The sequence below is a fragment of the Kordia sp. genome (genome assembly GCF_965283645.1).
GTDB lineage: Bacteria > Bacteroidota > Bacteroidia > Flavobacteriales > Flavobacteriaceae > Kordia.
The window spans coordinates 2,029,334-2,042,949 of record NZ_CBDIPG010000001.1 but is presented as its reverse complement, the minus strand read 5'-3'; the positions used below and the strand labels follow the sequence as shown (position 1 = coordinate 2,042,949).

General features: G+C 32.3%; 12 protein-coding genes. 6 read left to right on the top strand and 6 right to left on the bottom strand.

Annotation, left to right across the window (positions count from 1 at the left end; translation table 11 throughout):
* Positions 1-28: 28 nt before the first annotated feature.
* Positions 29-1,285 carry an exo-beta-N-acetylmuramidase NamZ family protein gene (locus ACQ654_RS08925; protein ID WP_430409980.1) on the bottom strand — a complete coding sequence of 419 codons (1,257 nt, stop codon included), beginning with the start codon at positions 1,283-1,285 and terminating at the stop codon, positions 29-31.
* A 74-nt stretch (positions 1,286-1,359) separates the two neighbouring features.
* On the opposite strand from ACQ654_RS08925, the gene ACQ654_RS08920 reads away from it, so the two are divergent.
* Together ACQ654_RS08920 and ACQ654_RS08915 are read left to right on the top strand one after the other, a co-directional pair.
* The gene (locus ACQ654_RS08920) at positions 1,360-1,635 is read left to right on the top strand and encodes an acyl carrier protein (RefSeq protein ID WP_430409978.1); all 276 of its coding nucleotides are present in this window, start codon (positions 1,360-1,362) and stop codon (positions 1,633-1,635) included.
* Between the two features lie 61 nt (positions 1,636-1,696).
* Entirely contained in the window at positions 1,697-2,773 is a 1,077-nt protein-coding gene (locus ACQ654_RS08915) for a hypothetical protein (RefSeq protein ID WP_430409977.1), read from the top strand.
* A gap of 13 nt (positions 2,774-2,786) precedes the next feature.
* Here the strand turns inward: ACQ654_RS08915 and ACQ654_RS08910 are convergent, their stop codons facing one another.
* Together ACQ654_RS08910 and ACQ654_RS08905 are read right to left on the bottom strand one after the other, a co-directional pair.
* Positions 2,787-3,851, bottom strand: a complete 1,065-nt coding sequence (locus ACQ654_RS08910; RefSeq protein ID WP_430409976.1) for a polysaccharide pyruvyl transferase family protein — start codon at positions 3,849-3,851, stop codon at positions 2,787-2,789.
* Between the two features lie 2 nt (positions 3,852-3,853).
* Entirely contained in the window at positions 3,854-5,248 is a 1,395-nt protein-coding gene (locus tag ACQ654_RS08905) for an AMP-binding protein (RefSeq protein ID WP_430409974.1), read from the bottom strand.
* Between the two features lie 348 nt (positions 5,249-5,596).
* Here ACQ654_RS08905 and ACQ654_RS08900 point away from each other — a divergent pair, with 348 nt between their 5' ends.
* The gene (locus tag ACQ654_RS08900; RefSeq protein WP_430409973.1) at positions 5,597-6,139 is read left to right on the top strand and encodes a D-sedoheptulose-7-phosphate isomerase; all 543 of its coding nucleotides are present in this window, start codon (positions 5,597-5,599) and stop codon (positions 6,137-6,139) included.
* Here ACQ654_RS08900 and ACQ654_RS08895 read toward each other — a convergent pair.
* The 3 genes from ACQ654_RS08895 to ACQ654_RS08885 are packed head-to-tail and all read right to left on the bottom strand — an operon-like array spanning position 6,123 to position 9,214.
* Positions 6,123-6,935, bottom strand: a complete 813-nt coding sequence (locus ACQ654_RS08895) for an FkbM family methyltransferase (RefSeq protein ID WP_430409972.1) — start codon at positions 6,933-6,935, stop codon at positions 6,123-6,125. The genes ACQ654_RS08900 and ACQ654_RS08895 overlap by 17 nt on opposite strands.
* Before the next feature lie 12 nt (positions 6,936-6,947).
* A complete protein-coding gene (locus ACQ654_RS08890) occupies positions 6,948-7,922 on the bottom strand; it encodes a GHMP kinase (protein ID WP_430409971.1) in 975 nt (324 codons plus the stop codon).
* 2 nt (positions 7,923-7,924) lie between these two features.
* Positions 7,925-9,214 carry an HAD-IIIA family hydrolase gene (locus ACQ654_RS08885; RefSeq protein ID WP_430409969.1) on the bottom strand — a complete coding sequence of 430 codons (1,290 nt, stop codon included), beginning with the start codon at positions 9,212-9,214 and terminating at the stop codon, positions 7,925-7,927.
* Between the two features lie 48 nt (positions 9,215-9,262).
* On the opposite strand from ACQ654_RS08885, the gene ACQ654_RS08880 reads away from it, so the two are divergent.
* From ACQ654_RS08880 to ACQ654_RS08870, 3 genes are all read left to right on the top strand, one after another.
* Positions 9,263-11,599 (top strand): TonB-dependent receptor domain-containing protein, encoded by a 2,337-nt coding sequence (locus ACQ654_RS08880; protein ID WP_430409968.1) that lies wholly within the window; start codon positions 9,263-9,265, stop codon positions 11,597-11,599.
* 82 nt (positions 11,600-11,681) lie between these two features.
* On the top strand, positions 11,682-11,876 hold the full coding sequence (locus ACQ654_RS08875; RefSeq protein WP_430409967.1) for a hypothetical protein: 195 nt from the start codon (positions 11,682-11,684) through the stop codon (positions 11,874-11,876).
* 114 nt (positions 11,877-11,990) lie between these two features.
* Complete coding sequence (locus tag ACQ654_RS08870) at positions 11,991-13,613, top strand: hypothetical protein (protein WP_430409966.1); 1,623 nt, start codon at positions 11,991-11,993, stop codon at positions 13,611-13,613.
* Positions 13,614-13,616: the final 3 nt, after the last annotated feature.

The following is a 13,616-nucleotide window of genomic DNA, read 5'->3' as shown; positions in this document are numbered from 1 at the left end:
AATGATGAAATTGTAGCAAAAAATTGCACTACTCATCATATAGTACATATTTCGCTCTCATTGTTTTGTATGCTGATAATTCAGGTTCCCAACTTGCTCTTATTTCTTCTTCAGACATTCCGTCTATGATCTGTTTTTTTAGATTCACAGTACCCGCTAATTTATCAAAGTCTCCCATTTGTGCACTTTGTGATCTGTCAAAAAATCGTGCTTTATCTGGATATTTCTCGTAGAACTCCATCAACCATTTCAGATTGATTTGTTTTGTTTCAAGCAGTTGTTTCACATCATAATCTCTTAAATCTATTCCATAACAGGTTTCATTCATATGTAACGGACTCTTGCTCATACCTGCTATGCTTTTTGGTGTAAATGAAAATTTATATGCATCTTTTAATTTAGGGTTTCCTAAAACGGTAAACGGCATATAGGTTCCTCTTCCTTGACTGATTATTGTTCCTTCAAATAAACATAATGAAGGATACAACATGATAGATTCTTGGGTGTTGAGATTAGGTGACGGACTTACAGGCAATTCATAATATGTGGAATGTGTGTAATTTTTAAGCGGAATGATACGAAGTTTACATTTAGCTTTATTGGGAAGCCAACCTTCTCCATTGATCATTTGTGCAAATTCTGCCATAGTCATTCCATGTGTTATAGGAACTGGAAACTTTCCTATTCCTGATTTCAATTTCATATCTAAAACAGGTCCGTCCACAAAGCCATTCGGATTTGGGCGATCTAAAATAATCAACTCCTTATTGTTTTCAGCGCAAGCTTCCATAATATCATACAGCTTGTTGATATAAGTGAAAAATCTACAGCCTACATCTTGTATATCAAACACAATCAAATCCAGTGCGTCCATTTGCGCTTTTGAAGGTTTTCTTGTGCCACCGTATAATGATATGATAGGAATTCCGGTAGTAGGATCAACTTCGTCTTTAATAGAAACTCCGTTACCTGCATTTGATCGGAAACCATGTTCTGGGCCAAAAATGTATTTGATATTAATATCGTGAGCGAGCAAACTATCCACTAGTGAAGTGCTTTCAATGATGGAAGAAGTATTCACTAAAAGTCCAACTTTTTTATCTCGTAAATAGGGTAAATATATGGCTACTTGGTCTGCACCTGTTAAGATTTCATCTTCAACAATAGCTGTTGGAAGTGTTTCTTCATCAACGATTTTTTCTGTATTCGCTTGGAAGCTTGAAAAAACAAGGAATGGAATAATTATTAATAAACTTATAATTATTAAAACCTTAAAATATTTCATAATTTGTATTTAAAATGAGAATAGTATATTCAAATGCCCTACTTTAGGGCTTAAGAATTTAAATATAGTGCAAAATGGATTATAATCAGAATCTTTTAAAAGAAAAAGTAGCGAAAGTATTAACTGAAGTTATGTCTAAAAATATACAGCCAAATGAATTGACTGATGAAGTTGATTTGATTGATGAAATTGGATTGAATTCATTACAGTTTTTAGAGTTTATATTGGAATTAGAGAATGAATTTGATGTTGAAATTGATGTAGGAAGTTTAGATCTGAGGTATTTTAAAAAGTACATGTATATAGAGAAATTCATCAAAGAATGTATCGCAAAAAATAATGCAAGTTGAAGGAAAACGAATGTTGCTATCTGCGCATAAATAGATTGTAATCAAAAGTAATATATAAAAAATGGCCGCACCAAAAATTCTAACTTCTCTTTTCGGATTTGGAGTGTACTTTCCGGCTCGTATTGTAGCTAACGGTCTAAAAACAGCCGAATTTGACAGCGAAGTGTTACTGATTGAAGATGTATTCACAGATGCAAAAAGAGAGACATTTGAAGCTTCAAAAATTGCATTTAGCAAAAATTACAAACTTGCCAAGCTCGCTACAAAATTGTCCATTAATTCATCTGAAATGTTTGATCTAGATAAGATGAAAACATTATTCAAACAGTGGAAAGAGGCAAATGTTTCTGAATTTTTATGCTTTTCCGGACTTTGGTTAGATGTACTGTCTTTATATGCTAAATCTGTCCCAAAAGTTAATGTGAAATTATGTAGATTGGATGCTGGTGATGCAGTCACATGGAGAATCAATGATGAGCTTGCCATACAGAAAACGTATTCTTTTTTAAATCTTACCGAAAGCAAAATAAACTATAAACTATCAATACCTACATTACAGTATATTCCATATGATGAAAGGGAAGAAGCTGTTGTAATTCATGGTGGAGGATGGGCACTTGGAAACTTTTTGGAAACCACGCAACAATTGCCTGAAACATTGATTAAAAAAATATTAGTAAAGGATTTTTCAAAGTATATTCCTCAAGAAAAAGCGACTGCTTATTATATAAATGATCCAACTTGGAATCCTATTCAACATCGTGCACACGCTTCGTATTTTCCAGGATTGGGCAAAATAAATTCCAAAGAAAATATAGCTTATACTGAAAATTTTGAATATCATAGCGTGTTGGATTTGATTGTAAACAGCAAAGCAATTATTTCGAAACCTGGAGGAATGACATTAGTAGATTCAATTAGTACAGGAACGCCTTTACTATATTTGGAACCGATGGGAGAAAACGAAGAAGGAAATCGAATCTTGATTGAGCGACTTCAAATTGGAACTTCATTTGAAACATGGCAAAAAGAAGGATTTTCAAAAGAGTTGCTTCGTGAATTTCATGAAAATATTCAAAAGATAAAAACGGATCTTCCTGATTTGATCTCTGAAATTGTGTCAGATATTAAAAGTTAAAAAACTAGTTCCGTTATTTGTATTCGTCTGTTAGCGTGCTTATCAAGAAATTTTGAGAATATTCCATTTCCGTTTTCAAAAACGAATCAACAGGTTTGTAATCTATGCTGGAATTGAACAAATTGACAACATCTTTAGGTTTTTCAATCACTCGATCTTCAAGCCCGATTCTATTTAAGAAATCTAAACATTTGTTTTTTCTGTGCGCGTTTAAAAACATCATAAATTCTCTTTGAAACTTCACCGAAAAAAGCAATCCGTGAAACATACAGGTCACGATCATGGCTGCGTTTTTCATGTAGCCCATCCACAAAAAAGGTGATAATGCTATGATATTTTTATCACACCAATCATACGATTTTCCCAAAGAAATTATTTGAAGATTTCGCTCTTTTGCAACCTTTTTTATAGTAGCAATAACCTCTGCTGAAGGTTCAAGTTTATCAGAATAAAATACAATGTAGTTTTTGGCAGTAGGTGTTTTAATCTCGTTTTTGAAATCATATATCAACGTCGGATCTAATACTAAATGTGGTCCTTTTTTATCATCCGGACGCGCCAATTTGGCAAAGTGTAACGTATTGTAATCTCTAACGCTGACATGATTAAATCTTTTCATCAAGCGTAAAATTGACCTTGGATGTTGTTTATTATAATTATCTGGACCCAAACTTGCAGCGTACGAAATGATGGTTTCTGCTTCTATATTATCCGAAAAATAAGTAGTATCTATGCCGCCCCATTCTTGTGTATAACACCAAATTTGATCACTCCCAATAACGACTTTATCAAATGTTTCGTTTTTAAGAGCTGTTGAGACATGAATTGGTTTTGTTTTCTTTAACTTTCGTTGATGAAGCTTGAAACTTAACACTTTACCTAAGAGTTTAAAATATAATACAAAATTTTTAGCGCCTGGTTTTAATTCGTTAGCCAACTCATTTTTGATACTTTTCTTAGTTCTGTAATTAATGAATTCGTTTTCCAATCCATTGTCTATTAAAAATTTATGCAACGCATACGCTTGTAAGTACGCGCCGTAATTGTAGCAATCAAAAAAAGTTAATATTTTAATCATAATCAATGTCTAATTATTTTACCAGTTTTCGTCCGTTTTATAGACTCCACAATTTCAATAGTATCTGGAATCATAAAACCTGTAAGTCGCGGTTTCAAGAATTCTTTCAACCTGCCCAAAGTTATTGTCTGATCATTTGTTACAATTTCCGCTGTTAAGATTCTATTACTTAATAAAACCTTACAATCGTCAATTTCTGGATGTGCAAGTACATGAGTTTCAACTTCAATCGGGTTTATTTTATAGCCTTTGTACTTTAGAAACGTTTTCCTTGAAATAAAATTAAATTCGTTTCCGAGATGTTCAAATAAATCTCCAGTTTGTATTTTCTTTTTCTCATTGGGAAGAAACGGATGTACAATCGATAACTCTCCAATAGTAGCATCTTCCTGATCTTTTTCAATAGTAATATTATAAATTGACGGAATCTTGCCTAATTTACTAGGTTTGCAATCTGTTGAATAGGTAAAATAGCGAATACCAATTACAGAAGGAATTTCCGTGATTCCGTACCGAATTGAAAATGTTACACTATCATTTTTAGCATGAAATTTATCTACTAATTTTTGTGATACCGTATCGCCGCCCATTCCAATGTGTTGTAAGCAAGGTAATTGCATTCTTCTTAACAATAATGCCATTTGTTGGTAAAAATACGGAACGCCTTCTATTGCAGAAATATGTTCACTGATGCTTTTATCAAATAAACATTGTATCGGAGTGATGAAATCTTTTGTAGGTGGAAGTACTATTTTGCTGTTTCCTGCGGTATATTCCACTAAACAACTTAAACCATATGAATGGAATAGAGGCACGGTGATTAAAACATTTTGATGTTTTGCATACGGCATCAATTCTTCATCCTGAATACAATTGATGGCATGTACGATTTGATAATAAGTAGTTTTTACAAATTTTGACTTCCCAGTTGTTCCACTTGTGTAAAAATAAATATAACCTAACCGCTCGGAGTTTTCTATATATGTGTTGGAATGTATTTCTTTGGAAGGTGTAATGAAATCAATTTTATCTTCATGAATTGTTTCAAAATTATCATCAGACAACATTACATCCATTTCCATGTTCAAGTTTTCCAACTCACTTATTTTTGAATGAGCGTTTGGCTGTTGAATAAGAATTATAGTTGCTTCTAATTTTGTACACGCCCAAAACGAAACTATAAATTTGAATTGATCCGAAAAATTAAGACCGACAACAAGTTCATTTTTTCTTGCGTTGCATTGTAAATAAGTAGTAATTCTATCGATGATGTGATTACAATCCGCATACGTATACTGAGATTTTTTATGTACGATATAAGTGCTTTTCGGATTGTTTAGCAAATTGCTGCGATAGATTTCAAATAAATTAGCGTATTTCTTAATTTTTACTTCCATGTTTATGCTTTTAGAAAATAGCTTCGCGCAACGTTTATTTCACCACAAAAGCAAAGATGGTCAATTGTTTTCGGTTTTGGAAATTTTTTTATGATCGTAGCTAACGTATCATTTTCCAAAGTAAAGGTTTATAAACATTTTATTTCCTTGAGTAAACTCGACAAATTTTATACGTTAAGATACTTTAAAATATAAAATATCGGTATAAGATAATAGTGTAATTAATTTTGATTTTTCTTATAATAAAGGTAAATTTATACACATTGTGAACGAAATAATAAAGGTTTTTAAATCATCGAATTTAAGTAGCTTTAACGCAAACTATTACATAATTTACAGAGAATTATAATGCAATACTTCAGTGATTTAAAAGATACAATTTCAAAAATCGATACCGATAATTTGATGATTATTAAAGATAGCATATTAAAGTGTTATCAGCGAAATGGAATGGTTTATATTTTTGGTAATGGCGGAAGTGGCGCTACAGCTTCTCATGTAGCGGGTGATTATTTAAAAACGGTAAAAGGTTTGCGTATTGTGTGTTTAAACGATAATACTACGGTGTTATCTGCTATTGCAAATGACCTTCATTATGAAGAAATTTTTAGAGAACAATTAAAAAATATGCTACAAGAACAAGATGTAATTATTGGAGTTTCGGGAAGTGGAAATTCGAAAAATATCATAAACGCCATAAGCTATGCAAATTCCAAAAATATAGAAACGATAGGTTTTTGTGGATTTGATGGAGGCGAATTAAAAAAAATAGCTACCAAACACATGCATGTTCCAATTCACGATATGGAAATTACAGAAGATGTACATCTTTCTTGCTTTCATGCTATTAAAAGAGCGTTGGTAAATGATTTATTTACGGATGCTCAATAGTGTTTTCAAAAACCAAGTGTTCTATCTTTTCTTGCATAATTTCAATTTTGGTCATTTCTAGTTCTTTTCCATCAATAATGGTATAACATCTGTTGTAAATTTGAAATAAAATAGCTAATATTTCATCAACTTGAAAATCTAACAAGTACACAAAATGAAGTGATAAGTAAAAATTAGGTTGATTTGTTTGTAAAAAATCTTTCATAGCTGGCAATACTATATATTCTCCACCTTCAATATCCATCTTTATTAAAGCAATAGTTTTCGGATCAATCGCATGCGTATCCATAACTTTTTCAATGGTAATTGACGGCACTTCAATACTGTTTTCCGTGCGTGATTTGTACGTTCCTCTTTGTCCTTCAACATCATATTTTGATAAAAAAGTAGCATCGTTTACCAATAGTGTAGATTCGCTATTGCCCATTTCCCAATTACCGCCAAATTTAATTGTACCAACATGACCTGCTAAGGCTTTTTTCTCCAAAATAACATGTTCAAAATCATTAATCAACAAATTGTATTCTAACGTTAATAACGCTATCGGATCGGGTTCAAAACAAACTACATTTTCATACAATTGAGCAGCAAATAAAACTGTAGGGCCAATCCAAGCACCAACGTCTATGTAGACTTTATTTGTAGTGGCATATTTTTCTAAAATGATAAATGTTTCTTCTTCCCAATCTCCATTTTGAATACAATCTGTAAAAAAACCATTTGGACAATAGCCTTCTATTCTATGATTGTCCAACACTTTAAATGCTATGTTTCTTTTTTTGATTGTTTTTTCCATAATAGCTATGAATTAAGTCAACGTATCTTTAAAAATAACTGTAGAGCCATCTTCTTCAAAAGAAAAATCGAATTTTCTATACTTTGGTTGTAAACTTTCAATCACATTGGCTTGATATTTCTCATCACAATAAAACAGCATAAAGCCGCTTGTGCCAGCTCCTAAAAGTTTGCCGCCTTTTGCTCCATGTTTCAAAGCAGTTTCATAAATAGCATCTATTTCGGTTGTCGATATTTGATTGGAAATAGACTTTTTTAACAACCAACCTTCGTGAAGAATTTCGCCAAAAGCATTAAAAGATTCTTTTTCTAAGGCATTTTTTAAATCGTACACTAAGTCGCTCATTTGAATTAAAACAGTTCTCTTTTTTTCATATTCATACGAGTTCAAAATGTTTTTAGTCGATTTTCTACTTCCTACATAAAATAGCAAGAGTTTTTTATTAAGTGCCGTTTTGAAATCTGAATTTAGTCGTATTGGTGTGCGAGTTACAGTTCCATCTTTTGAAAAATCAAATACATTTAAACCTCCAAAACTTGCCGCGTATTGATCTTGTTTTCCAATGGAAGTGTATAATGATTGTTCTATTTCAAAAGCTTTTTGTGCCAAATCATTCTTATCAATAAGGTCTCCATTTTGTATTGCCAAATTATGCAAAACACCAACGGTAAAAGCGGAAGAAGAACCCATTCCGGTTCCTGATACAATGTCTGCAATGGACGAAAGTTCTATTCCATTGCTCACATTCATTTCAGTAAATATTCTTTTTAAAAGTTCGTGTTGTATTTCGCCGATATTGGAAATCGTCTCAGTTTGAGAATACTTGAGTCGTATTTTACTTTTATCAAAAAAAGGATGCGAACTTATATACATGTACTTATTTATAGAAGAACTGAGCACAGCGCCTTTGTGTAACTTGAAAAACTCAGGAATATCTGTGCCGCCGCCAACAAAACTGATCCGAAAAGGCGTTCTTGTAATTATCATAATTAGTGTATTATCTGTTGTACTGCTTCCAGTAAATGTTTCGCTTTTGAAGTAGGATTTGTGCCAATTCCTTCCTTAGAATCGCCAACCAAAATGGTTTTCATTTTCGCATTTGTGCCACATTCAATATCTCTCCAAGTATCACCTATAACGTATGATTTTTTTACATCAATATTAAATTTTGCCACAGCGTTTTCAATCATTCCAATATTAGGTTTTCTGCACGTACATTCTTTTTTATAGCTTATATTTTCGCCTTCAAAGCCTTTATCGGGATGATGTGGGCAAAAGAAAATGGCATCTAATTTTGCTCCGGAATTGCCTAACGTAAACTCTAAGGTGTGATGAATTTGTTGTAATTCTTCAATAGAACACAGTCCTCTCGCAACTACAGGCTGATTTGTAATGACAATAGCCAAATAATCGGAGGCATTAATCTTTTTAATGGCTTTAATTGCATGTTCAAAAACCACCAATTGCTCAGGTTTACTAATGTAACCGGACAGTTTATTGATAACGCCATCTCTATCCAAAAAAATAGCTTTCTGCTTGTGTTCTAAGTTCTTAGTTTGAACGATTCCAGTTGCAAAATCGTTTCGAACTTTTTCAATACGATCAGGCGTGCCCATATCTTTCAAATATTCCGGCGTGTTGTACGCGTACATATTGAGTTTGTCAACAATTTTCGGGAAAATATCTTTTCCAAAATCAGCTTTTACACCTTTAGCTAAAAACGGAAATAGTTTAGGTGTAAAAAGATACAAGCCTGCATTTGAGATGTTTGGATGTACAGCTTCAAGATTTCTTTCGTGCTTGGGATAAAATTCAATTATTTTGTCAGATGTGTTTACGCCCAACAAATCACTGTCTTTTGGATGATCTGTGGGATGCACAACTAGTGTAGCATCAGACTTGTTTTTTGAGTGAAATTTTGCAATTCGGCTTACATCTACATCCAACATAATGTCTCCGTATAACACAAAAAAATCGGCTGTCAATTGGTGCTCAATTTCTTTAATTCCGCCAACAGTGCCTAATTCTTTACTTTCCTTGTGAACAACAATTTTTAAGTCTTTATACTGTTGCATTTCTTGTAGAGAATCTTCTATTTTATCATACAGATAATTGGTAATAATATAAATTTCGCTAACTCCATATTTCGCTAACAACGCTATTTGATGATGCAATATCGGAATCGCGTTTATGAGTTGTAGGGATTTAGGAATTTTCTCAGAAATTTTTCCGAGTCTTGTCCCTTTTCCGCCAGCTAATATTACCGCTTTTTGTACCATTTATATTATTTATTTTTATACTTTTAGTGTCTTAAATTATACGAAATTATGGTTTTCAAATATGGGATTAATTTCTTAATTATTGTTCTATTTTCAATAAATACTTATGCGCAGACAACTTTTTCCATACAAGGATCCGTTTTAGATCAGGAAAATAAAACGCCTATTGAATTGTGTACAATATCGTTAATCCTTAAAGATAAAATATTTCAAAAAGTGAATTCCGATAAGGAAGGAAAATTTTTACTAACGGAAATTGAAAAAGGAAACTATGTACTTAAAATTCAAAGTGTAGGATATACAGATGTATTCATTCCGATCAATCAATTGGCTTCTAATTTAGTTTTTGATGGTATTCAATTAGAAAAAAAAATAGACAGTTTAGATGAAGTAGTTATTGAAGCATCACCTGATGATAAACTTATAGAGCGAAAAAACGGAAAAGTGATTGTTAGTGTTGATGCCGATGTTATGAATGAAGGCGCATCTATAACCGAAATCATGGAAAATATCCCTTCGGTTGATATTGATGAAAATGGTACAATTTCCATGCGTGGAAACACGGATGTCAGAATATTTATTGACGGCAAACCAACGCAAAGAAGCTTAGATCAATTATTGCTTGTTAATGTTTCCAAGATAGAATTAATTACTTCTCCGTCAGCAAAATGGGATGCAGATGGTTCCAGTATTATAAATGTAATCCTGAAAAAAAACAGAGAAAGAGGATTGAATATTAATGGAAATTTCAGTTATACGCAATCAGTTTTTGCGAAATACCGATCTAGTATTTCCGCTAATTATACGGTAGATAAATTTAGTTTTAATAGTTCTATATCGTACAGTAAAAGCAAAAATTATTTTGAAGGTAGAACGGAAGATTTTTTAAATGATATTCTCCAAATTACCGAAAACGTAAACAGAGCTGATGACCGTGCTTTTACGTTTGGAGTTGATTATTTCGTGGACGATAAAAATCAACTTTTCGTAAACTACAAGCGTAACATATCTTCACCAGAAGCGATTTCAAAGTTTCTTGTCAATGATACAGAAAGGAGTTTTCATGAAACAGATTATGAATACAATAATCACGATTTGACAGTTGGTTACAAAAAGATTTTAGATGGCGAAAATCACTTTCTAGACATTGAAGCTTATTTTTTGTGGTCGCCTAACGAAAGTGAAGCTGAACAAATAGCTGAAGGTACACTAGACAATAATACACTACTGTACAATTACAACGGAAGCGGAAATTTTGCGCAATTTAATGTGGATTATCAGAAGGAAATATCTTCGAAACATTCGTTTGATCTCGGATTGCAATCGAGTTTTCAAAATATTGATCAATTTTTGCAAAATACAAGTATAAATAACCCAGTATTTCCTGACTTTGCGTTAGATTATAATTTTTCAAGAAATATAATTGCTGGATATTTTAATTACAACGGAACTTTTGACAAATGGAGCGTAACTGCCGGATTGCGAACGGAATATGTAAAGCGAGAACTGGCATTAAATAGCGAAAATTTTGATTACGATTACACACAATTATATCCGAGTGTATTTGTTTCCAACACGTTAAATGATGCAAATTCAATAGCGTTTAATTACAATAGAAGATTGGTAAGACCGCAACATTGGCAATTGACAACGATTCCAAAATATTTTTCTCCAACATCATTTGCAGTTCGAAATCCTGAACTAGAGCCTTCATTTATCAACGCTTTTGAAATCTCTCACAATTATCAAAAAGGCGGATTCAACTTGTCTACGAGCGTGTATTACAAAAATATGAATGATCGGATTTCGCATATCCAAAGACCATCGAATGCAAATTCGGATATCTACATATTCACGCTGGAAAATATTGAAAGTGATAACGCGTACGGTTTGGAAATGTCTAGCAGATGGAAAATAAATAATTGGTACACCGTAACAAACACAGTTGATGTAAATAATGCGGTCATAAGAACATTAATTGACACGCAAATCATTGAAAGAGAATTTACATCATACTATTTAAGAAGTTACAATCGATTCAAGTGGAAGAAACATAATTTTCAACTCAACTTTCGATACAAAGGAAATGCAGTTTTCCCGCAAGGAAGAAGAAATCCGTACGGTAAAGTTGATTTTGGATACAGTAAACGAATTTTTAAAGGAAATGGAAATATCGCCATTCAAGTGTACGACATCTTCAATACGTACAATCCGGAATATGAAATACGAACGGACAACGCTTACAGAGTAGGTTTATTTGAGCCAGAATCAAGAAGAGTACGGATAGCACTTTCATACAATTTCAAATCAAATAAAACTAAAAATATTCAACGAAAGAGAAGAAAATCAATTGAAACAAGAGATGTAAATGGCGTTCAGTTTTAACAGTATTTTTTTGTTATCCAATGTAATAAAGTATACATTTGATACTAATTATTCTTGTAAGAAAATAAATAAATTTAACATTATGAACCATTCGAAAAAAGATTTAAACGCATTAAAGCAAGCTATGCTGACTAAATTGGAAGAAGCTAATTTAGTAGGTGGAAGATTATTAGCAGGATGTTGCACACAAGGATGTTGTGGAGAAGAAGAAGGTGGTGGATTAGGAACAGCAGATAACGCTCTAGCGGCTCCAATCACTACTGCAACAAGCAACTAATCCTTTGGGATAATCAATTTAAGTAGTAAGCTTAAAAACTAAAAAGTATTAGTTTAATTAATTAGCGAATGTGTTTTTCAACATTCGCTTTTTTTTATTTAAAAAAAATCTACAATGAAAAAAGAGGAAAAAGTATGGTTTCCGATAGCGCTTTCTGATCTAGAAAAAGAAGCACTAAAAAAATTAAAAGCTACCATAAAACAAACTCCCCAACAATTAGATAGTGACTTACTAAACAAAGTAGATAAAAAGGTAAATATCTTATTAAAAAATAATGTCAAAACAATTGTAGAAAGAAACAGTTTGCCCAATTTGTCGCATTTGATATGCGGTTGGGGAAACTTTACGTATGAAGGCGCGCCCATTATTGAAAAAATGGAAGATTTCATTTTCTATAAAAATAATCAACCTTATATAAAACAATGCGATCCAGAAGGAGATTTTCATCCGTGGCAATCGTTAGCGTACACAAGTATGGCAGGAGTTGATTTTGATACTGTAAAAGTGAAAAATCATTCCTTAAAAGATTTAGCATTCAACAGTGTTTGGATTAATAAAAATAAAGGAGAAGAATTAGGTCACTTGCTTTTTGCCTTTGCAAACAATTATGAAAAAAACGACTTAGAAAATATATTTTACCTCAATGGTGTTTCACATAATTTAGAAGAATTAATACACAGAGGAATTGATGCACATGATTACGGAGGATTTGAAGTTTGTCGTAAATTCCATTTGTCAGAAGGATTATGTGCCATTACTTCCAAAGTTCCACAATTAGAAAAATACAAGCCAGACGCACAACGGTTTTTAGATGGACAAACAGAAATGGTTGGGTTAATACAACTCATCTTTGAACAAATACTTGATGAAGACGGCGATCTTAGTTTGCTAACATCCATACGAGATAAAATGGTCATTCTTAGCTATTTTGAGAATCATGTGTATTATTTAGGACATGCCATTGAAAATGCTTGTTTTGGAATGCTGAACGGATTCAAAATAGACATGGTGCATTATAATTTGATGATCAAAGCGGTTAATACGGCAAATAGATTTTTACATCACTTCGGATTAGATGCCATCAGCTTTTTAGAAAGCTTCCTTTCTTTAGGACATTACAGAAGAGCATCATTACTATTGTTTGAAATTTCAAAGCATATTGATAAAAAGCTAAACTTAGCTACTGATTTTAATATCAATGAAAAGCTAAAACTATATACGGTGGATTTAGACGCAATTCAAGAAGAAAATGAAACATTAAGTTCGGTTGATATTGATGAACAACATTACAAAGAATACTTCTTATTCTCCGTTAAAGAATACAACGTTTTACCAAGACTAAATGAAGTGTTAGAAAATGAAATTTTAAAAGAAAGCAAGCTGGAATTAAAAGGAGGTTTTGAACACTTTCGAAGATACCATCCAAACAAATGGCCGCGTTCGGTACATTTTGAAATTGTACAATACACCGTTAATAATTCTATTGGTGTAGAACTGCACATTGAAGATGTAGCATACAAAGATTTATTTTCAGATTTAGAAAAAATACACCAACACATTCAAGCAAACGTGCCAGAATTAGATGTTTTAATTGATAATGCTTGGTACAATTGTGGACGTCTATACATGTTATACAATGAAGAAGTAGCTACCGATAAAATTGTGCAAGACTTTATAAAATTGATAGCTTTAAGTGAAGAGAAAATTTCGAACAAAATGCTACAATTAGAAGTATAAAAT